The 19,140-nt window shown below is 68.3% G+C and carries 20 protein-coding genes and 1 pseudogene; 11 read left to right on the top strand and 10 right to left on the bottom strand.

Annotated features, from left to right (window positions below; all coding sequences use genetic code 11):
• Positions 1 to 856: 856 nt before the first annotated feature.
• From EDD92_RS01400 to EDD92_RS01390, 3 genes are all read right to left on the bottom strand, one after another.
• Positions 857 to 1,702 carry a hypothetical protein gene (locus EDD92_RS01400; protein WP_148096470.1) on the bottom strand — a complete coding sequence of 282 codons (846 nt, stop codon included), beginning with the start codon at positions 1,700 to 1,702 and terminating at the stop codon, positions 857 to 859.
• A 101-nt stretch (positions 1,703 to 1,803) separates the two neighbouring features.
• Positions 1,804 to 2,703 (bottom strand): WD40 repeat domain-containing protein, encoded by a 900-nt coding sequence (locus EDD92_RS01395; RefSeq protein WP_185123891.1) that lies wholly within the window; start codon positions 2,701 to 2,703, stop codon positions 1,804 to 1,806.
• Positions 2,704 to 2,995: 292 nt separating this feature from the next.
• Positions 2,996 to 3,976 carry an FAD-dependent oxidoreductase gene (locus EDD92_RS01390; RefSeq protein WP_123962479.1) on the bottom strand — a complete coding sequence of 327 codons (981 nt, stop codon included), beginning with the start codon at positions 3,974 to 3,976 and terminating at the stop codon, positions 2,996 to 2,998.
• A 109-nt stretch (positions 3,977 to 4,085) separates the two neighbouring features.
• On the opposite strand from EDD92_RS01390, the gene EDD92_RS01385 reads away from it, so the two are divergent.
• Together EDD92_RS01385 and EDD92_RS50445 are read left to right on the top strand one after the other, a co-directional pair.
• A complete protein-coding gene (locus EDD92_RS01385; RefSeq protein ID WP_260326270.1) occupies positions 4,086 to 4,997 on the top strand; it encodes a LysR family transcriptional regulator in 912 nt (303 codons plus the stop codon).
• Between the two features lie 162 nt (positions 4,998 to 5,159).
• Positions 5,160 to 5,833, top strand: a pseudogene (locus EDD92_RS50445) (DUF5655 domain-containing protein); the annotation flags it as partial.
• A gap of 299 nt (positions 5,834 to 6,132) precedes the next feature.
• On the opposite strand, the gene EDD92_RS01375 reads toward EDD92_RS50445, so the two are convergent.
• Positions 6,133 to 6,408, bottom strand: a complete 276-nt coding sequence (locus EDD92_RS01375) for a hypothetical protein (RefSeq protein WP_123962478.1) — start codon at positions 6,406 to 6,408, stop codon at positions 6,133 to 6,135.
• Positions 6,409 to 6,620: 212 nt separating this feature from the next.
• Here EDD92_RS01375 and EDD92_RS01370 point away from each other — a divergent pair, with 212 nt between their 5' ends.
• On the top strand, positions 6,621 to 7,310 hold the full coding sequence (locus tag EDD92_RS01370; RefSeq protein ID WP_123962477.1) for a hypothetical protein: 690 nt from the start codon (positions 6,621 to 6,623) through the stop codon (positions 7,308 to 7,310).
• Between the two features lie 776 nt (positions 7,311 to 8,086).
• Here EDD92_RS01370 and EDD92_RS01365 read toward each other — a convergent pair.
• Both EDD92_RS01365 and EDD92_RS01360 read right to left on the bottom strand, forming a co-directional pair.
• On the bottom strand, positions 8,087 to 8,878 hold the full coding sequence (locus EDD92_RS01365) for an IS5 family transposase (RefSeq protein ID WP_221268065.1): 792 nt from the start codon (positions 8,876 to 8,878) through the stop codon (positions 8,087 to 8,089).
• A 103-nt stretch (positions 8,879 to 8,981) separates the two neighbouring features.
• Positions 8,982 to 10,016, bottom strand: coding sequence for a LacI family DNA-binding transcriptional regulator (locus tag EDD92_RS01360; protein ID WP_123962476.1), 1,035 nt, complete (start codon positions 10,014 to 10,016; stop codon positions 8,982 to 8,984).
• Positions 10,017 to 10,197: 181 nt separating this feature from the next.
• Here EDD92_RS01360 and EDD92_RS50755 point away from each other — a divergent pair, with 181 nt between their 5' ends.
• The 5 genes from EDD92_RS50755 to EDD92_RS01340 all read left to right on the top strand — a co-directional run bounded on the left by EDD92_RS50755 (position 10,198) and on the right by EDD92_RS01340 (position 14,273).
• Positions 10,198 to 10,518 (top strand): hypothetical protein, encoded by a 321-nt coding sequence (locus tag EDD92_RS50755; protein WP_260326269.1) that lies wholly within the window; start codon positions 10,198 to 10,200, stop codon positions 10,516 to 10,518.
• Complete coding sequence (locus EDD92_RS50750; protein WP_260326268.1) at positions 10,506 to 10,979, top strand: TIM barrel protein; 474 nt, start codon at positions 10,506 to 10,508, stop codon at positions 10,977 to 10,979. The genes EDD92_RS50755 and EDD92_RS50750 overlap by 13 nt, the downstream gene beginning before the upstream one ends.
• A 119-nt stretch (positions 10,980 to 11,098) precedes the next feature.
• Positions 11,099 to 12,118 carry a sugar ABC transporter substrate-binding protein gene (locus EDD92_RS01350; RefSeq protein ID WP_123962475.1) on the top strand — a complete coding sequence of 340 codons (1,020 nt, stop codon included), beginning with the start codon at positions 11,099 to 11,101 and terminating at the stop codon, positions 12,116 to 12,118.
• A 95-nt stretch (positions 12,119 to 12,213) separates the two neighbouring features.
• On the top strand, positions 12,214 to 13,233 hold the full coding sequence (locus EDD92_RS01345; RefSeq protein WP_123962474.1) for a Gfo/Idh/MocA family protein: 1,020 nt from the start codon (positions 12,214 to 12,216) through the stop codon (positions 13,231 to 13,233).
• A 77-nt stretch (positions 13,234 to 13,310) separates the two neighbouring features.
• Positions 13,311 to 14,273 (top strand): sugar phosphate isomerase/epimerase, encoded by a 963-nt coding sequence (locus EDD92_RS01340; RefSeq protein ID WP_123962473.1) that lies wholly within the window; start codon positions 13,311 to 13,313, stop codon positions 14,271 to 14,273.
• Positions 14,274 to 14,641: 368 nt separating this feature from the next.
• Here EDD92_RS01340 and EDD92_RS01330 read toward each other — a convergent pair whose 3' ends face one another.
• Entirely contained in the window at positions 14,642 to 14,866 is a 225-nt protein-coding gene (locus EDD92_RS01330; protein ID WP_123962472.1) for a hypothetical protein, read from the bottom strand.
• A gap of 67 nt (positions 14,867 to 14,933) precedes the next feature.
• On the opposite strand from EDD92_RS01330, the gene EDD92_RS01325 reads away from it, so the two are divergent.
• The gene (locus tag EDD92_RS01325; RefSeq protein ID WP_123962471.1) at positions 14,934 to 15,251 is read left to right on the top strand and encodes a DDE-type integrase/transposase/recombinase; all 318 of its coding nucleotides are present in this window, start codon (positions 14,934 to 14,936) and stop codon (positions 15,249 to 15,251) included.
• A gap of 258 nt (positions 15,252 to 15,509) precedes the next feature.
• On the opposite strand, the gene EDD92_RS01320 is transcribed toward EDD92_RS01325, so the two are convergent.
• The gene (locus tag EDD92_RS01320; protein ID WP_221268063.1) at positions 15,510 to 16,070 is read right to left on the bottom strand and encodes a hypothetical protein; all 561 of its coding nucleotides are present in this window, start codon (positions 16,068 to 16,070) and stop codon (positions 15,510 to 15,512) included.
• 31 nt (positions 16,071 to 16,101) lie between these two features.
• Between EDD92_RS01320 and EDD92_RS01315 the strand changes: the two genes are divergently transcribed.
• Positions 16,102 to 16,512, top strand: coding sequence for a transposase (locus EDD92_RS01315; protein ID WP_123970214.1), 411 nt, complete (start codon positions 16,102 to 16,104; stop codon positions 16,510 to 16,512).
• On the opposite strand, the gene EDD92_RS01310 is transcribed toward EDD92_RS01315, so the two are convergent.
• Entirely contained in the window at positions 16,440 to 17,159 is a 720-nt protein-coding gene (locus EDD92_RS01310) for an SDR family NAD(P)-dependent oxidoreductase (protein WP_185123890.1), read from the bottom strand. The genes EDD92_RS01315 and EDD92_RS01310 overlap by 73 nt on opposite strands.
• An 88-nt stretch (positions 17,160 to 17,247) precedes the next feature.
• Between EDD92_RS01310 and EDD92_RS01305 the strand changes: the two genes are divergently transcribed.
• Positions 17,248 to 17,856, top strand: a complete 609-nt coding sequence (locus tag EDD92_RS01305) for a TetR/AcrR family transcriptional regulator (protein WP_123962469.1) — start codon at positions 17,248 to 17,250, stop codon at positions 17,854 to 17,856.
• Positions 17,857 to 18,061: 205 nt separating this feature from the next.
• Here the strand turns inward: EDD92_RS01305 and EDD92_RS01300 are convergent, their stop codons facing one another.
• On the bottom strand, positions 18,062 to 18,982 hold the full coding sequence (locus tag EDD92_RS01300; protein WP_123962468.1) for a helix-turn-helix domain-containing protein: 921 nt from the start codon (positions 18,980 to 18,982) through the stop codon (positions 18,062 to 18,064).
• Positions 18,983 to 19,140 lie beyond the last annotated feature (158 nt).

The raw sequence follows: 19,140 nt of genomic DNA, 5'->3' as shown, positions 1-19,140 counted from the left end.
CACGGTCAACGCGGCTACCGACACGACAACCGCACCGGCGATCCGGAATATTTGCCGACGGAACATAATACGCCTTTCCCTGGCATGCCAAGTGAACTCTCGGATGGTTGACCATAAACGGCCTTCGGTGCCCGCAATATCGCAGGAAAAGACTGCACCGCAACCATTGCCTACATCAATGACAGAACACACTCGCGACTCGGCCTTCATGAATTTCCAACCTCGTGGTGAACTGGGCTGCAAGCACCTTTCCCGTTTGATTTCACTTTGAGGTTCATCACGTCGTGGCACGTGATCGAGTTATGCGCTTTCACCGTCTGGCAGTGGCTGCCGGACGATTCCTGTGAACCGTTCCGACATTCCTGACTATGCGCCAGCAGAATCATTCCGGCCAGTCCCGTGACTGGGGCGCGCGGTAGTGCACCCACGGCTCAGAAGTGCTCATGCACGCCTTCTAAAGATCTTTAACGGTGCGGGTTACGTCGGGTCGTGACGGTTGGTGTCGGCCGCGCTATGCCGGAGGAATGAGATATGCCGATGGTGGTGGGCTGACGGCCGAGGAGCGGGCTCGGCGTGAGCGAGTCCGGCTCGCAGCGGCTGATTTGATCGAGGCAGGGGCCAGTGACCGGGAGGAGGTGGCCCTGCGGTTCAGGGTGACTCGGATGTCGGCGAACCGCTGGCGCCGTGCCCTGGTTTCAGGCGGTCGACAGGCACTGGTCTCCAAGGGGCCTGGCGGCGCAAGCGGCAAGCTCAGTGCCGGTCAACTGCACGCTCTGGAGGCGGTGTTGGAAGTCGGACCGGCCGACTGCGGCTGGAGGGATCAGTGCTGGACGCTGGCGCGGATCGTTTACGAGCTCTACGCATGCATCGCGGTGGTGAAGTACCACACCAGGAAGGCTGCCATGGCGAGCATGACCGGCACGCCGAGCAGGAGGCGCAGCAGCAGGAGCAGGATTCTGGCCCATGGGTGTGCCGGCCCCCTGGCGAAGTCGGGTCTGGCCGGGTCGTAGGCGATCCTCTTGTCGAGCCCTGTGGTCCAGCCCGTGCGTTCGAATGTGTGATCGGTGCCGCTGGTGTCGGTGAACGAGAACACCATGGTTCCCGGGGTGTTCACGTCGGAGCCGGGGTAGTAGCTCGCGCATCTGGCCTCGGTCGTCACGCCGTAGCGGTGCAGCAGCCACCACGTCACCGTGGCGCGCCAGGTGCCGTGGGCGACGTAACAGCCCATCAGGGTCCCCACGAAGCCGCCGATCCACAACTGGGTGAGGCGCCCGTCGCCCGCCTGCACGGGAGGCAGCAGGCCGAGGACGAAGAGGCAGGCGAGCACGCTGCTGGCCCATGACGCTTCCTTGGACGGGAGCAGGGCGCGTGGTGTCCAGGGTCCGATGAAGCGTTTCTCCGCCTTCACCAGGGCCGCGCCGTCGACGTGTCTTTCGGCCTTGTCCCGCTGCGGGAGCGCCGCATTGACGGCGCGTGCGAACGCCTTTGTCTTCTCTGTGTCGCGGGAGCTGATCGTGCAGAGCATGGTGGGCCGGGCTTTGGTGGCCGTCGAGTTCAGCCGGATCTCGGCGGTGGGGCGCTTGCCCCTGGTGACATGGACGCTCTGGATCGCTTCGAGGGGGATGACCAGTCGGATCCCCGCCCGGTCGAGCGCGACGCTGTCCCGTTGCAGGTGCGCGGTTCCGCCTCTGCCGCGCAGCATCGTTTTGTGTGCGGGCTTCGCATCTCGGACAGTCATGTCTGGGTACCGCCCATGGTCGATCGGGTTGGTTTCCGGGGGAGTCGTGCGTGGTCGGGGCGGGATCAACGGTGCGGCCACAGCCGTATCGTGCGGTCGAGGCCGGCCGAGGCCAGCGTCTTGCCGTCCGGGCTGAAGGCCACCGATGTGACCTTGTCGGTGTGGCCGGTGAGGGTGTCGAGGTGGTAGACGCCGAGCGTGCTCGTGTCCCACAACCGCACGGTCTTGTCCTCGCTCCCGGTGGCCAGGGTGTCTCCGTCCGGGCTGAACGCCACCGTCGTGACCGGGCCGGTATGGCCGGTGAGGGCTGTGGGGGCGGTGCCTGTCGACGCGTGCCACACACGCACGAGGTGGTCGCCGCCGCCGGTGGCCACCATGTCGCCCACTTGAGAGAACGCGACAGGCTCGAAGCCGGGCCGGTGGGGGGTCGAGAGGGTGACGTCGACCAAGCGTTTGTACAGGTCCCACAGCCGCACCGGGTTTTCCGTGCCGTCCGCGCTGCCGGTGGCCAGGGTCAGGTTGTCCGGGCTGAACGCCACCGCGTTGACCTCGCCCATGCCCTGAGTCGTCAGCGTGCTGGTGACCGTGCCGGTGGTCAGGTCCCACACTCGGGCCGCGCCGTCGCGGCAGCCGGTGGCCAGGGTCTTGCCGTCCGGGGCGAACGCCAGGTCCAGGGTGGGCCCGGGATGCTGCAGCGCGATGCCGCCGCGGTCCGCCAGGTTCCACAGGGACACGGAGGAGAAGCCGGTCATGGCCAGCGTCTTGCCGTCCGGGCTGAAGGCGACCTTGGCCAGGTCTTCGATCTGGTCGGGCCAGGGGGTGGTTACCGTGCCCTTGGCCACGTCCCACAGCCGCAGGGTGCTGCGGATGCCCTGGACTCCGGAGAGTCCGGCGGCCAGCGTCTTGCCGTCCGGGCTGAAGGCCACACTGTCGGCGTGGCCGTCGGGGATCGTGAACACAGTCACGCGGGGGCCGGGGCCGTTGGCTCTCGCCTCCAGCATCACGAACGGGGCGGCCGCGGCACTCGCTCCGAGCGCGGCGAGCAGCAGCGTGCGGCGCCGAACCCTGGCCGGGGGCCTGACCGGCGGCCGGCCGGGGTGTGGTCCTGTCCCAGGGGCCACCGAGGCGGGAGGGGCGATGTTTGAGGGTTCGACGGAATCCATCGGCGTACATCCAGTCCTGGGGAAGAGGGATCAGTACGAGCGGAGCAGGGGTACGTGTGGGGCCGTACGAAGGGGAGTTGCGAGCGGCGGCGACTCAGCCCGGCCGGACGGCCCCGGCGACCAGGGCGGTCGCGGCGTCCGCGCAGCCCCAGGCCAGGGTGACGCCGGCGCCCCCGTGGCCGTAGTTGTGCACCAGCCGTCGCACCCGGCCGTGCGGGTGCGGGTCGGCCTCCAGGCGGACGCCGCCGTCTCGCCAGGGCCGTAGGCCCACCCGGTGGCCGAGGACCGGGGCGCCGGCCAGTTCCGGCAGCAGGTCGGTGCAGCGGCGCAGGATCGAGGCGGCGGTCGTCGGGGACGGCGTGGTGTCCCACTCGCCGACCTCGAAGGTGCCGCCGAGGACGACGTCCGTGCTGCGGGGGTGGATGTAGGTGTGGCCCTCGGCGTTGTCCTCGTCGCGCAGGGAGGTGTGCAGCCCAGGGTTGGCGACGAGGACCAACTGCCCTCGTGCCGGGTGTACTTCGGTGTCGCCGCACAGGGCGCGGGCGGCCAGGCCGGAGGCGTTCACCACCGCGGGAGCCCATACGCCCGCCTGTTCCAGGGCGTCGATACGACGCCGGATCAGCGTGCCGCCCGCCGCGGCGAAGGTCTGCTGGAGCCAGGGCAGGTAGCGGGACATCTCCACGGTCGGAACGGTGAACGCCCAGCCGTCCGTGAACGGGCTCTGTGCCTCGTCTGCGCGCAGGTTGCGCAGGTCAGGGACGGCCGAGGCCCACCAGGGGACGTCGTGACTCCGGCCGCGCAGCAGCATCCGGGTGCGGCGCATGACCACGCCGGGTACCCCGTCCGCCGCCTGGCGGGCGAACTCGGCGTAGGTGCGGGTGGCCCAGTCCAGTACGCGCGGCTCGAACCGGGTGCGGGTGGGGTACCAGACGGCCGCGGCGACGGAGGACGTCGTCTCGTCCGACGGCTCGGCCGTGAGCACGGCGACGCGGGCACCGGCCTGCTGCAGGCGCAGCGCGGTGGTGAGCCCGATGACCCCGGCGCCGACGACGACCGCGTCGAACCTGTCTCCCATGCCTCCCCCTTGATCGCCGAACCGTGTGCGTTCCACTGTCGGCGGGGAGTTGGCGCACTGTCCAAGACCAGTCATGGCCAATCCCATAAGAAACACTTATCGTTGGGGGATGGACCTGCGCAGGCTGCGGTACTTCCTGGTGCTGGCGGAGGAGTTGAACTTCACCAGGGCCGCGCATCGGCTGCACATCGCCCAGCCTGCCCTGAGCCAGCAGATCAAGGCACTGGAGCGGGGCATCGGCGCTCCGCTGCTCGAACGCGGCAGCCGGGGCTGCCGGTTGACGGCCGTCGGCGAGGTCGTGGCCCGCGAAGCCGGTGAACTGCTGGCCCACGCGGACGCGTCACAGGAACGCATCCGGGCGGCCGTCAGCGGACGGCAGGGAAAGCTGCGCCTGGCCCTGACGCGATCGGCCCGCGGCGGTCCCGTCGACGCGCTGATCGCCGCGTTCCGTACGCACCATCCGGAGGTCGATCTCGTCGTACGGACCGGGTGGACCGCACACAACATCACCGAACTGCTCGCCGGGAGGCTGGACGCCGCCTTCGTCCGTCCCCCGCTGGACAACGCGGGGCTGGAGTGCCGGCACATCGCCCGCGAGGAACTCCTCCTGGCCGTCCCCGCGGGCCATCCCCTCGCCCGCGAACGCAGGATCACCCGCGGCCATATCGCCGCCGAACCCGTGATCCTCTGGCCGCGCGAGAACGCCCCGGGAATGCACGACCTGATCACCCGGCAGCTGTGGCCCGCCCACGGGCCGCGCATCGTGCGGGAAGAACCCGACGACGAGCAACTCCTCCTCAGCGTCGCCGCCGGCGCCGGCATCGCCCCGGTGCCCGAGGGACGTGCCCGCGCACTGCGCATACCAGGAGTCCGGCTCAAACATGTGACTGCACCCATGCCCACCGTGGACCTCGCCCTGGTCCACCCTTCCGCGGATGCCACACCGGCACTGCACGGACTCCTCAGCCTCGTCGGCACCTTGCCCGGGCTATCGGCTGCCGCCCCATCAACACGTCCATGACCAAGCCCAGACAATCCGACGCCATGGCCCGCCCGGCTGACGAGGCCGTCGAGTGTCAGGCCGGATGAGCGACACCGACCGGCGTCGAGTCAGCGTCACGGACATGTGTTCTATGAATCGTCGCAGTTCAGAGCCGGTATCCGGGCTCCTGCGGTCGGTAATGTGGAGTACAGGCGCGGCACCGACGCAGGTGTGATCAACCAGGGCCTCTATTACATGGCCTGGCTGAGGAACCATAAGGACGCGTTCCGGAACCTGGTCCGAGACCGGCTCGGGGTGACGGCCGCGTCCCAGATCCTGTGGAGCGCACCCAGGCTGATCTGCGTGGTCGGCGACTTCACCCGCTACGACGCGCATGCCGTACGCGAGCACCGTCGCTCGATCGACCTGGTCCGCTACCGGTACTTCGGCAACGACCTGATCGGGCTTGAGACGGTGGCCTCTGTCACAGGGCACTCGGTCACGGCCAGGCGGCTGCGCCGGCGCACGGCAGGGTTGCCGCCGGCCCGGAGCGAGGGCGTGGCTATGGCAGAGCTGGCTGAGGCGGTCGACGAGGTGCTGCTCGGCCTGGGGGACGGGGTCACCCGTGTCCAGCGCAAGCAGTACCTGGTCTACCAGCGGCTGCGGAACTTCGCATGCGTGTGCCCGCCGCAGCAGACCAAGCTCCTCGTCTACCTCAAGGCCGACCCGAAGTCGGTCGACCTGATTCCCGGCTTTACCCGGGATGTGACGGGGCTCGGTCACCACGGCACGGGTGACCTGGAGTTGCAGCCGCGCACGGAGCGGGATCTGGAGCCGCTCAGGAGCTGTTCCGTCTCAGCTACGCCGCGGCGTAGCAGGCGTACGCCGCTCCGGCCTTGGGCGGCCGGGAGCCCGCTTGAAGTTGTTGACTTTGGTGGTGGTTCCCTTCGACGTGGCGGTCAGGGGTGGCGGTGGATCTCCAAGGATGCGGCCGCATCCCCGGTTTCGGTAACCGGGGATCCGCCGCTATATTGCCGTGCGCAAGGGGCGGCTGAGTGGGCGTACCACCTCCTGGGTGCCAGTTCCTTGCAGGCGACGGCTGCGGCGACAGGGGATGGCGTAGGCAGCGGGTCGACGTTCGCATCGAGGTCCTGCCAGCCGGTCCACTTCCCGGTCACGGCGTCGCGCGTGCGCACCTGGGCCGCGCCTGCAGCCGCTTGGTGGCGCCCGTCCAGGAGACGCCCAGCATCGAGAACTGCTTGGTGTCCGTGCGCGGCAGCTCCCCATTCCCGCCCGCGGCGCTTTTCAGCGCCAGGTCCCAGACCTTCACCGGCCGTTTGGCCTGTCCCTCGGTCCCGTGGCTGGAGGACGGACTGGCGACGGCATACGTCACGGCGCCACCGCCGCCCAGGACCACCGCCCCGATCGTCAGCCACGCCCGTCTCTTCATGCTCAGCTGTGTGTACGCACGCGTACCGCGAGGACGCAACTACCCCACCCCGAGAAAAAGACTATGAGTGCCACACCTGTCACTCCAGGTGGCACGTACACACAGCGTTCGGCCCTGACCAAGCGTCACGCGAGGGTCGGCGCGTGTGTGTGAAGTGCGCGGTGTGCACGCACACTTGGGAGGTATCGGTTTTCGGAAAGGACAGTGCATTCATGGGCCTGACCCGTCGGCTTCTCATGCTGCTCTTCGCACCCCTGCTCGCCCTGATGGTGGCGCCCGTGCTGGGGACCGGTTCGGCAGTCGCCGCACCGCAGGCGAAGACGATCTCGATCGCCCAGGCCCGCGGCCTGCCGGTCGGGACAGTGGTCACCGTGGCGGGCTCGGTGACGACTCCCTCCGGTGCCTTCGAATCCAGCTTCGGCGACAAGGGATTCGGGCTCCAGGACAGGACCGCCGGTATCTACGTCAGCCTGCACAGCGACGTGCATGCGTACCCGTATCGGCGCGCACGCATCACCGGCACGCTGCGGGACAGCTCCGGACTGCTGACCCTGGTCCCGGCAGATCCTTGCGATGTCGAGCTCGGTCACAAGGGCCGGCCGGTGAAACCGGAGCGAGTCGGCACTGCCGGGGTCGGAGAGGCCACCGAGGGGCGGCTCGTCAAGGTCGTCGGCAGGATCACTCAAGCACCCACGAGCGACCTCCCCTACGGGTACAAGCTGTCCGTCGACGACGGTTCGGGCCCCGTGCCGGTCTTCGTCAATGTGCAGACGGGCATCGACGTCTCCGGCCTGAAGCAGGGGCAGAGGGTGCGAGTGATCGGCTTCAGCAGCCAGTTCGGCACCCACTACGAAATCGATGCGCGGTCGCCGCACGACATCGCGGTGGTCGGGGCCGACTAGAGGTCGTCTGAAAAGCCTGTCAGTGGGCTGATCTCGCGAGGCGTCGCACGAGGAGCATGGCCATAGTGAGGTAGATGGCGTTCTCCGAACACACGCGCAGGTACTCGTAGTCCTTCGACAGGCGACGGCACCGTCCCAGCCAGGCGGATGGGTCGGCCGCGCGGTGAGGGGGCTGCCGTGGCAGGTCCTTTTCCGCGCGGCCTCCCGCCGAACCGGACGTGACGGTTTCCCGTCATCCGGCTCTCCAGTGACTACAGCGTGAGCGATTCAGGCTGCTCGCGCAGGACACACAGCGCCGTTGCGGCGATCTGCATTTCGCATACCTCCCGCGTCTGGTGTGTCCGAGTCACCTGGCCCCCTTCGCCCGATGCGGACGGCTTTCCCGTCCTCCCTGGCCGGTCGTGACTCCGGCGACTACTACGGGGCCTCCGTCGCCATAGGACTCGCGTCCCGTAGGCGATCCCACGTTCGTCTCTGTCTGTACGTTCTAGCGCGAGTTAGGCGTCCCACTCATCTCCTTGAATGCCCTCGCTGGGCATCGCTCCGCACCCCGGAGGTGCACGGGGGCACGATCGAACCCCGTGCAGGGTGCGGCGCCGGTTTCAGCTGTCCTTCCGGCGGATGAGAACTTGCATCTGCTGGAGATTGGGCTTCAAACAATCCAGTCTTCGCCATATCGCGCGGGCCTCCCAGCACACCGTCTCCGACAACTGAGCCCGGTCACTGGTTTCCTGACATGCTGTTGTCCCCTTCACCTTTCGGATCCAGGTAAGCCATCAGGCCCAAGAACCTCCCTCCGAGTTCCTCCCGGCTGAACCGGGGATACAAACAGAGCGCCTCGTGGCGCACAACGTCCGCTCTACCACCCAACGCCGCGGGACCACCGAGAAGAGGGGCACTGCCGGAGGCGGTGCCCCCACCCGAGTCCAGGCCGAGCGGAATCCTCCGTCGCGGCGCTGTACGACCTCCACGGCGATACCGGTGGCCTCCCGGGCCCAGGCGTGGAAGTCGGCGCCGCGGTATCCCTGGTCCGCCCAAACGTGCCGCAGACGCGAAAAGGCACCAACAGCCCGGGAGAACAGCACCACGGCGCCGTCGCGATCGCCGACGCTTGCCGAGCTCACACAGGCCACCAGGACCGTGCCGCGGGTATCGACGAGCAGGTGGCGCTTGATGCCGCTGACCTTCTTGCCGCCGTCGTACCCGTGCAGGCCACCGCGCTCACTGGCTCGGACGCTCTGACTGTCCACGATGGCCGCGCTGGGCGTGGGATCACGGCCGAGTTGCACCCGCTCGCGCTCGCGCAGCGCCGTCAACATCCGCTCCCACACACCTTCTTGCTGCCATCGCAGCCAGTAGTGGTAGACGGTCTGCCACGGCGGCAGGTCATGCGGCAACAGCCTCCAGGCACAGCCGGCCCGCAGCCAGTACGCCAACGCGTTGAGGATCTCCCGCCTGGTGTGTCTCGCCGGTCGTCCACCGGGCTTCACCGCCGGAACCAGCGGACAGAGAATCTCCCACTCCGGATCGGACAGATCCGTCGAGTAGCGGGTACGCAGCCCGCACACCCCAGCCCCCCGAAAGTGCGCACCACCCCGCCACCAGGCAACTTGCCCACTGACAGGCTTTTCAGACGCCCTCTAGAACGAGCCGGGACTGGAGCGGTGCGGGTCAGGAGTGGCAAGGCGACCTGGTGGTGCTTCGCAGGACGAGGTGTGGTGTGACGACAACTTCTCGTTCGTCGTCCGTCGCCCCACCCTCCAGCCGGGCAACGACCCGGCTCACGGCCCGGCGCGCCAGCTGGCGGGCTTCTTGTCCGACCGTGGTGAGTTGGACGTGGGCGAGGCGGGCGAGGTGGCTGTCGTCGAAGCCGACGACCGAGATCTCGTCGGGCACAGGGATACGGGCGCGCAGGAAGGTGTCGAGGACGCCGATCGCGCAGTGGTCGTTGAAGGCGAGGACAGCGGTGGGGCGGGCAGCCTCGGCGAGGAGTTTTCGTGCGGCTGCCGCGCCGTGGTCCTCGGTCAGCCCGCCCGGCACGAGGCGGACGCGGTCGGTGAGGCCGTGGTGCTTCATGGCCGACTTGTAGCCGCGGCGCCGGTCCGCCGCGCCCGGTGCCCTGCCCCCGTCGATGTGGACGATGTCGCGATGGCCGAGTGCCACGAGGTGGTCGACCGCCTGTCGGGCGCCCTCGTCGTCGGCCGCGCGGACGACGTCGACGCCGTCGGCGAGCGGGCGCAGCCGGCGGGCCACGGAGACAACGGGCAGCTGCGCCGCGAGTTCTGCCAGCCGGGCCGCCGGGGCATGGGGGCTGAGCAGGATCAACGCCTCGCAGCGGTCGGCGAGCAGCGTCTCCACCGCCTCCTGTTCGCTGCGGCTCGCGGCGACGGCGCTGAGCGCGATCTGATAGCCGGCCGCTCCCGCCGCGGCGTAGAGCGCCTCAACCATGTCGGCGTGGAAGGGCTGTTGGAGGTCGAACTGCACTCCCACCAGGTGCGAGCGGCTGCTGCGCAGGAGGCGGGCCCTGCTGTCCGGCCGGTAGCCGATCTCCTGCGCGGCCCGCAGCACGCGCTCGCGACTTGCCGCGCTGGGCCCCTTGGCACCGCGCATGACCATGGAGGCAAGCGGCACGGAGACACCTGCCCGCGCCGCGAGGTCGCTGAGCGTCGGCCGCTTTCCGTCCGGTACGGCAGAGCGCGATGGCACCGTCGGCCTTCCTGCTCGAGGGTCTTCTCCGAGGTGATCGTAGACCGAGCCAAGCAGGACACACACTGGTCAACGTTGTTACAACGTTATAAATCAAATGTCCGCACAAACCCTTGACAGGCCGCCCGGTGCCTGGCGTACTGCTCCTGTTCTCTTAGAACGTTATAAGTCTGGAGCTGCGATGTACACGTTGGCGGTCTGTGCCGAGATGGTCTTCCGGGACCTGCCGATCGAGGAGCGGGCCCGGCGTATCCACGATGCCGGCTTCCAGGTGGAGATCTGGGACTGGACCCGGCACGACCTGAACGCGCTGGCCAAGACCCCCGCCGAGTTCTCCTCGGTGACCGGCTACGTCCGCGGCACCCTGACCGACCCGGACGGCGCAGCCGAACTCCTGCGCACAGCCGAGGAGTCGATCAAGGCCGCCGAGCATCTCGGCTGCCCCGGCTCAACCTGCACGGCACCGGCCTGGACGGCGAAGGACTGCCCGTGGTGCCGGTGACCGGCGACGCCACCGGCGAAATGTGGTTCACCGCCCACCGCACGCTCACCAGCCTGGCCGAACTGGGCGAAAGCGCGGGCGTCACCTTCACCCTGGAGAACCTCAACACCGCCGTCGACCACCCCGGCGTCCCGTTCGCCAAGGCCGCCGACACCTTCTCCCTGGTCGCGGCAGTCGATCGGCCCGGCCTGCGGATGAATCTGGACCTGTACCACGCCCAGATCGGCGAGGGAAACCTCATCGAGCTCGTCCGCCGCGCGCACGGTGCGGGGCTGATCGGAGAGATCCAGGTCGCCGACGTGCCCGGCCGCCGCGAACCCGGCACCGGAGAGATCAACTATCCGGCCGTCGCCCGCGCCCTTACCGACCTCGGTTACGACGGCACCGTCGCCCTGGAGGCATGGCCCTCCGGTGACAGTCACACCGCCATGGAGCGGTTCCGCGCCGCGTTCACCTTCTGATCCCCACCCCGAGCCGCACAGCCGGCCACCCAGTAACTCCCCGTCCGACCCACGACGGGATGCCTTGCATCTCGCTGGTGGATCACCCTTCCCGCAAGTCAGCACAGTGAGGTGCCGAAATGAACCGCTCGCTTCCCTCCCGCTCCCGCAGATTCACCGTCCTGGTGGCCCTGACCGCCAGTACCGTCCTCACGGTCGCCGGCTGCTCCAGCAGCTCGGGCGGCAAGAAGTCGGAGGAGAGCGCCGGTGGCGTCTCTGCCGGCAAGGCCACCACGCCCCGCATGACCATCGCGATGATCACGCACGCCGTCCCCGGTGACACGTTCTGGGACACCATCCGCAAGGGCGCCCAGGCCGCCGCTGCGAAGGACAACATCAAGCTGGTCTACTCCTCCGACCCGAACGGGGGCAACCAGGCCAACCTGGTGCAGAACGCGATCGACCAGAAGGTCGACGGCATCGCCGTCACCCTCGCCAAGCCCGATGCCATGAGGGACACCGTGGCCAAGGCGGTGCAGGCCGGTATACCCGTGGTCGGCTTCAACTCCGGTGTGGACGACTGGAACAAGCAGGGCCTGATCGAGTACTTCGGCCAGGACGAGACCGTCGCGGGCGAGGCGGTCGGGAAGAAGCTGAGTTCTCTCGGTGCCAAGAAGGTCGCCTGTGTCATTCAGGAACAGGGCCAGGTCGCCCTCGAGGCACGCTGCGCGGGCGTCAAGAAGGGCTTCTCGGGCACGACGGAAAACCTGTTCGTCAACGGCGCGGACATGCCGTCCGTGAAGTCGACTGTCACCGCCAAGCTCAAGCAGGACCCTTCCATCGACTACGTCGTCACCCTCGCCGCCCCGGTCGCGCTGACCGCCACGCAGGCGGTGTCCGACGGCGGCAGCAAGGCCAAGGTCGCCACCTTCGACCTCAACAAGGACCTCGTGAAGGCCATCCAGGACGGCAGCATCCAGTTCGCCGTCGACCAGCAGCCCTACCTGCAGGGCTACCTGGCTGTCGACTCCCTCTGGCTCTACAAGAACAACGGCAACTACAGCGGCGGCGGCGTCGCGCCCGTGCTGACCGGCCCGGCCTTCGTCGACAAGTCCAACGTCGCCGCCGTCGCCGCGTTCGCCGCCAAGGGAACACGGTGACGCGTACGACCCGGGTCACGGCCGGACCCGTGTGGGTCCGGCCGGCCCACTGCTGTCCGTCACCGCCGCCCCCATCCCCCTAGGCAAGGAACCACATGACCCACCACGCCTCCCTTGGAGTCGCCGTGATCGGCGCCGGCCGCATGGGCGCCGACCATGTACGCCGGATCAGCGACGTGACCAGCGGCGCCCATGTGGCCGCCGTCGTCGACGTCGACATCGATCGCGCCAAGACGGTCGCCGCCGACATCGACGGATGCGCGGCCTACGGCGACGTCGCCGAAGCGATGGCCTCACCCGACGTCGACGCCGTAGTGCTCGCCTCCCCGGGCATCGCCCACGAGGCGGCCCTGCTCACCGCGTTCGAGCACGACCTGCCCGTCCTGTGCGAAAAGCCCCTCACCCCCGACGCCGCCTCCGCCCTGCGCGTGCTGGAGGCCGAGCAGCGGCTCGGGCACCGGCGGGTGCAGGTGGGCTTCATGCGCCGCTACGACCACGAGTACCTCAAACTCAAAGCGCTGCTGGACAGCGGGGAACTGGGCCGGCCGCTGATGCTGCACAACCGGCACCGCAACCCGTCCTGCCCGCCGGACTTCACCAGCGCCATGCTCATCAACGACTCCGTCACCCACGAGATGGACATCACCCGCTGGCTGCTCGCCCAGGAGATCACCTCCGTCACCGTCATGCGGCCGCGGCCCTCCGGCAACGCGCCCCAAGGACTGGCCGATCCCCAGTTCGTCGTCTTCGAAACCGACGGCGGCGCCCTCGTCGACGTCGAGATCTACGTCAACGCCCGCTACGGCTACCAGGTCCAGTCCGAGGCGGTGTGCGAGCACGGCACCGCCCGCATCGGCGACCTGCACGACATGCTCGTCAGCACCGGCGGACGCTGGGGCGGCACGGTCACCCCCGGCTTCGTCGAGCGGTTCGAGGAAGCGTACGACCGCGAGGTCCAGGCATGGGTCGACGCCACCCGACGCGGCGAGGTCACCGGCCCCAGCGCCTGGGACGGCTACGCCGTGGCCGCGGTCTGCGAGGCGGGCATCCGCGCCCAGACCGAGGGCGGCCGCGTCGAGGTGGAACTCGCCGACCGCCCCGCCTTCTACAGCTGACCCCCACCGCCGGCGCACCGAACCACCGGGGAACGACCGCTCCCCGCCTACGACGCCGCAGACAGACAGGAGGCATTATGAAGATCGGCCTGAACACCGACAGCGTCGGGCAGCTCACGCTCGACGAGACCCTGGACCTGGCCGCCGAACTCGGCCTGGACCACGTCGAGTTCGCCACCGGCGCCTGGTCCACCGCCCCGCACATCGACATCGACCGGCTTCTCGACAGCGACGGCGCCCGCCGCGAACTGCTGGCCAAGGTCGCCGACCGAGGGCTCACCATCAGCGCCCTCACCTGCTCAGGCAACCCCCTGCACCCCGGGCCCAGCGGCCACGAGCACGACCAGGTCGCGCGCAGGACGATCGCTCTCGCCCCGCTCCTCGGCGTCGACCGCGTGGTGATGATGTCCGGGCTGCCTGGCGGTCCGGGCGACGCCAACCCCAACTGGATCACGGTCTCCTGGCCGCCGGAGACCACACAGATCCTCGACTGGCAATGGACCGAAGCCGTACTCCCGTACTGGCGAGACCTCGTCACCCACGCCCGCGACCGGGGCGTGCCCAAACTCGCTCTGGAGATGCACGCCCACCAGGCGGTCTACAACGTCCCCACCCTCCTGCGCCTGCGCGAGGAGGTCGGGCCCGTGGTCGGAGCCAACTTCGACCCCAGCCACCTGATGTGGATGGGCGCCGACCCGCTCGCCGCCATCGACACCCTGGGCGAGGCGATCTACCACGTGCACGCCAAGGACACCCGTCTTGAACCCTCCCGCCAGGCCCTGACCAGCAGACTGGAGACACTGCCCGTCATGGCCGCCAAGGAACGCTCCTGGAACTACGTCACCCTCGGCTACGGCCACGACGACGCGTTCTGGCGCGCTTTCTGCCTCGCCCTGCGCCGAGCCGGCTACGACGACGTCCTGAGCATCGAGCACGAGGACGTCCTTGTGGCCCCCGTCGAAGGCGTCACCAAAACCGTCGACCTCCTGCGCCGCGTCATCCTGCGCGACCCCAGCTCCTACAAGCCTCAGGAGATCTGAGCCGTCCGAAGCCGCACAGACACGAGTTCCGCGCGGCTGGGTCCGCCAGGCCGAGGTCGACCGCGGCGAGCGGGACGACGGGTTGACCACCGCCGAGCATGAGGAACTGAGAGTGCGGGATGTGAGCTGATGTCCGTTTCGGGGTTGGGCCTGGGTTCGGAGCCCTGGTCGGCGGGGCGAGTGGACGGTCAGGGGCAGGGCTGAGCGAACAGGCCGGGCTCGGGTTCGGTGAGGATGCCCCGTGTGATCAGGCGTTTCAGCTTGGAGCGGATGCCTTCGGTGTTCTTCGGGACGATGGGCAGATCGAGGGCCTGGCAGAGGTCGCGGGCACGCAGCGGCTTTCCGGTGTCGGCGAAGGTGGTGAGGATCTACTGGTAGGCCGGGTGGTCCGGGACGTCGGGTCGGGCCGGTTCGTCGGTGGGGGCCGGTGCGGGGATGTCGAGGAGGGTCTTGCGGGTGATGCGCAAGTTCTCGCTCTCCGCGTCGAGTGCCCCCGGCCGGGCGGTGAGATCCGCCGGCGCCGCAGCCTGACCAGGCCCGGACGGCGGGCAGCCGCCCAGGACTTCGTGCGCCGGGACTACACCGCCGAGCACCGGACCAGGTGTGGTGCGGCGACATGCCCGAGATCGACACCGGTGAGGGCAACCTCTGCCTATAACCGTGATCGACCTGTTCTGCCGCCGCCTGCTCGGCTACGCGATGGGCGAACTCCACGACGCCGAACTGATCGTCGCCGCCCTGCACATGGCCGTCGCCACCCGCGGCGGCGAGGTCAAGTGCGTGATCTTCCCTAGTGATCGCGGCAGCGAGTACATCTCCCGCCGCTTCCGCCAGACCTGCCGGAAACACGGCGTGACCCAGTCCGCGGGCCGGGGCACGCCGTGTTTCGACAATGCCGTCAGCGAGGCGTTCAACAGCGTGCTCAAGGTCGAGTACATCCACGGCCCCCCTTCGCCACCTGTACCGAGGCCCGACTGAAGATCGCCACGTGGATCACCGGCTTCTCAACGCACGTCGGCTACACAGCGTGTGCGGCTGGAAGAGCCCGATCGACTACGAACACGGCTACTGGCCCGGCTTCACAGAGGAGCTGGCTGCATAGGAAGGTCTCCACGAAACCGGGGCATTGACATCGGGACTGATGCTGAACTCGACAGAGACCGCCAACCCGTCCTCGGCGGCCTCCAGCCAATGGAGGCGGTGCGGTGGGTCAGCTGCGGTACCACGCCGGTGCGGTCACTTCCAGTCGCTGTCCGATGGTGCCGTCGCTGTTGGCTCCGTTTCTTGGGCGGCCGCTTGCTTGTGCTCGATGAGGGCCGTGGTACCGGCCACAACTGCAGAAAGAGCCACGGCGGCGGACAGCATGGTCGACTTACGGCTGACGTCGCCCCGCAGGCCCGCGGCCAGGAAAGCGGCGGCATCGACCGAGTCCATGACGATGTTCACCGCAAGAAACTGCTGCTGCTGGGGCCGGGTGAGACCGTCCATCCGTAGCAGTCCAAGCCCGAGAGCAGCGTTGCGGATCGCGAACATCCGCGCATAAGGGATCGCGGGGGTACCGCTAGCCGTGAGCTGGAAAACCCGCGCGGCCAGCCGCGGGGTGAACAAGTGGGTGGCCGCGACGATGAAGCGCCCAGTCGTCAGCGCTCTGCGAGAAGGAACCAGGTGGAGGGGGAATTTGGACATGGAAAATCCTTTCAATCCGGAACGGACGGGTCGGTTGTTCAGGAGGTGGCGGGTCAGGAATTCGACCTGGTCCGCAACGACGGCGTCGAACGGCTTCCCCAGGTAGTTCAAGTACGTTGATCAACAATGACGCCGGTACGCGATCCGCGCCGGGATCGAAGCCACCCCCTCCCAGAACGTCCGCGCCTGCGGCCTGCGCCGAACCCGCTACCGAGGCCCGCCGAAAACGCACATCGGGCACGTCCTGACCGCGCTGGTCTGCAACGTCACCCGCATCGTCGACTGGATCGCCGAACCGCCCCGCCCCCCGGCGGGCACCAAGCCGCTTCCGCGCCCCCTGCACCGCCCGCAACTGACCCCGGCAAGATCACCAACAGAGTCACGGCGTTGGCCTAGGTCGAAACGGCTCCTTGCCTTCGGCTTCGCGGGAGACGGGAGCCCGCTCGGTGAGGTGTGCTGGGGAAGGGTTTTCTATGGGGTTCAGAGCTCGGCGACGACGCGTCGCAGTGTGCCCGGCGCGATGCGCAGCATGGCGGGCATGACTTTCGTCTGACCGGGGAATGCCATGTTCCGCCCCCGCCGAAGAGCCTTCATCGTGACCGCCGCCACCTGCTCGGGAGTCAGTTTCTTCCCCGTGGCTTCGGCGTTCATGGGCGTGTCCGTAGACGGTGGGAGGACCTCGAGGACATGGGTGCCCTGCGGGGCGAGTTGACGGCGCAAGCCGTCCGCAAAGCCGTGCAGGCCGGCCTTCACCGCGCCGTGGGTCGGCGCGCGAGTGGGCGAGACCAAAGCGAACCCCGAGGTGATGAATACGATCGCGTCGGGCTCTGGCCATCGCTCGAGCACTTCACCCGTCAAGTGGATGGGGGCGGTGAGGTTCAACGCCACCTCCGCATCGAGAGTCGCATTGGGGTTCTTGCCGGCTGCATAGTCTCGTTCCTCGAACGTACCGGCGTTGTTGACCAACACGTCCAGACACCCGAAGCGATCAGCGATTGCTTGCAGCAACGCTGCACGGTCAGCTGCGTCCGTCACATCGGCCCGCACGGCCAGCGCCTGCGGGTGTGCCTGCGCGAATCGGTCAAGCGCAGCCTGCGAACGTCCGCAGACGACGACAGACGCCCCGAGCTCCACGAAGGATTGCGCGAGGCTCAAGCCGATGCCTGAGGTTCCGCCAGTGATGAGTACGGTCTGTGACACGAGATCACCCGTCTGTATAGCGTACCGATTGGTACGAAACACTGTAGCGCATCCGTACCGATCGGTACCGAAGGAGTAGCATGAAGAAATGACCTCGCCAACACCGGTCCCTCCTGGCAGGCCTCGCGCGTTCGACATCGACGAGGCACTCGATCGTGCAGTCCTGGTGTTCTGGTCAAAGGGTTTCGAGGGTGCCAGCCTTGACGACCTCACCGAGGCGATGGGTATCAGCCGCCCCAGCCTGTACAGGGCGTTCGGCAGCAAAGAAGACCTCTTCTACAAGGCGCTGGAGCGCTACACCGAGGGCTTGACCGCCTACTTCGCCCGAGCTCTGGCAGAGGCCACAAGTGCAGCAGTGGCTACTGCCGTACTCCACGGGACGGTCGAGGCGGCAACCATGCCGGGATTTCCCACGGGCTGTCTTGGCGTGCATGGTGCGTTGGCCACCGGGGATGACAGCCGCCCAGTCCGAGACGCACTCATCGCATGGCGTGAGGACGGGATAGCCCATTTGACGCGCCGGTTTCAACAGGCGGTGGACGCCGGTGACCTTCCGCCTTCCACAGATCCTCATCTTCTCGCGCTCTACCTGAGAACCGTCGCCAATGGGATTGCCGTCCAGGCCGCGAGTGGTAGTTCCCGCCCTGAGCTGCTGCAAGTCGCGAACCTCGCGCTGGGCAGCTGGCCAAAGCCGTAGTCAGTCAGCCCGGGATCTGCGCACGCACTTCGGTTTTCCGTGGTTCGCGCGAGGCCGGCGTGACTGGCGCGACGGGCGGAGGAGCTGCGGGTGCGGCGGTAGTGGGCGGTTCCGAGGGTGCGCGGGATGCCGGCGCTTCGACGGGGGCTGGCGAGACAGCGCGTGCCGGGGCCGAGGCGCGCAGCTACCGGTGATCAACTGTTCATCAAGCCGTGCGTGTCGGCGGCATCCCGGCTCCCGCCCTTGTCGCATCGGTGCCCCAGCTGGCCAGCAGTCGTAGTGCCTCCGCGGACGGGGAACCGGGTTCGGCGTGGTATGTCGCCAGTGTCTGTTCGTGGTCGTCGGCCAGGTGGAACGACTCGAGGCGGAGGTCGAGTTCGCCGACGAGCGGGTGGTGCAGGCGCTGGATACCGTGGCACTTGTCCTTGACGCCGTGTGCGGCCCACAGCCGCCGGAACTCCTCGCTCTTCACGGAGAGTTCGCCCACCAGCGCGGACAGCCGGGGGTCGTTGGGATGGGAGCCGGCGTCCATACGCAGCTGAGAGACGACGTCGTTCGCTTTTTGCTCCCAGTCCACGAACAGGTCGCGGTACTCGGGCCTGAGGAACACCAGCCGCGCCCAGTTCCGCTCCTGCGCGGGCAGCTCGGCCCAGTCGCCGAAGACCGCCGCGGCCATCCGGTTCCAGGCGAGGATGTCCCCCCGCCGCCCCACGAGGATCGCCGGGCCGCCTTCCATGGTGTCCAGCAGCGTCCGCAGGGAGCCCCGCACCCGCTGGGTGCGGCCCGCCGGCTTCTTCTTCTGTTTCGGCTTCGCCAGGTGTGTGAGGTGGGCGTGCTCGGCGTCGCTCAGCCTGAGCACGCGGGCAATGGCGTCGAGGACCTCCGCCGACACGTGCCGCCCGTTGCCCTGCTCCAGCCGCGTGTAGTACCCCACCGACACCCCGGCCAGCTGCGCCAGCTCCTCGCGGCGCAGCCCCGGCACCCGCCGGTACCGCCCGAAGTCCGGCAGCCCCACGTCCTCCGGCTTCAGCCGGGCCCGCCGGGTGCGCAGGAACTCACTGAGCTCGGCACGCGGGTCCAGAGCACCGTCGGCGGGCTCGTGCACCGGTTCGGCGTATTCGTCCATGCCTTCGAGTATCCACGGTCGGACACACACCAGCCTGCACCAGTCAGTGGTAGGCACAGCGGATGTACACAAAGCCGTGACCTGGGTGAATACCGGATCATCCAGCACGCTGGAGACCGTGCCCGGCTGGATGGCAGCCGCGGCGTGGCTTGCATCAA

Origin of the sequence: Streptomyces sp. TLI_185, assembly GCF_003814765.1 — a bacterium.
In the GTDB taxonomy this organism is placed as follows: Bacteria; Actinomycetota; Actinomycetes; order Streptomycetales; family Streptomycetaceae; genus Streptomyces.
The sequence above is the reverse complement of the archived record's forward strand: the minus strand, read 5'-3'. Positions and strand labels throughout refer to the sequence as shown.

What these genes read in the sequence shown, in the direction of transcription:
- EDD92_RS01400 (WP_148096470.1), bottom strand. Translation starts at nt 1,702, where the DNA reads ATGCTGCGCGGCAGAGGCGGAACCGCGCACCTGCAACGGGACAGCGTC.
- EDD92_RS01390 (WP_123962479.1), bottom strand. Translation starts at nt 3,976, where the DNA reads ATGGGAGACAGGTTCGACGCGGTCGTCGTCGGCGCCGGGGTCATCGGG.
- EDD92_RS01385 (WP_260326270.1), top strand. Translation starts at nt 4,086, where the DNA reads ATGGACCTGCGCAGGCTGCGGTACTTCCTGGTGCTGGCGGAGGAGTTG.
- EDD92_RS01375 (WP_123962478.1), bottom strand. Translation starts at nt 6,408, where the DNA reads ATGAAGAGACGGGCGTGGCTGACGATCGGGGCGGTGGTCCTGGGCGGC.
- EDD92_RS01370 (WP_123962477.1), top strand. Translation starts at nt 6,621, where the DNA reads ATGGGCCTGACCCGTCGGCTTCTCATGCTGCTCTTCGCACCCCTGCTC.
- EDD92_RS50755 (WP_260326269.1), top strand. Translation starts at nt 10,198, where the DNA reads ATGTACACGTTGGCGGTCTGTGCCGAGATGGTCTTCCGGGACCTGCCG.
- EDD92_RS01350 (WP_123962475.1), top strand. Translation starts at nt 11,099, where the DNA reads ATGAACCGCTCGCTTCCCTCCCGCTCCCGCAGATTCACCGTCCTGGTG.
- EDD92_RS01345 (WP_123962474.1), top strand. Translation starts at nt 12,214, where the DNA reads ATGACCCACCACGCCTCCCTTGGAGTCGCCGTGATCGGCGCCGGCCGC.
- EDD92_RS01340 (WP_123962473.1), top strand. Translation starts at nt 13,311, where the DNA reads ATGAAGATCGGCCTGAACACCGACAGCGTCGGGCAGCTCACGCTCGAC.
- EDD92_RS01305 (WP_123962469.1), top strand. Translation starts at nt 17,248, where the DNA reads ATGACCTCGCCAACACCGGTCCCTCCTGGCAGGCCTCGCGCGTTCGAC.
- EDD92_RS01300 (WP_123962468.1), bottom strand. Translation starts at nt 18,982, where the DNA reads ATGGACGAATACGCCGAACCGGTGCACGAGCCCGCCGACGGTGCTCTG.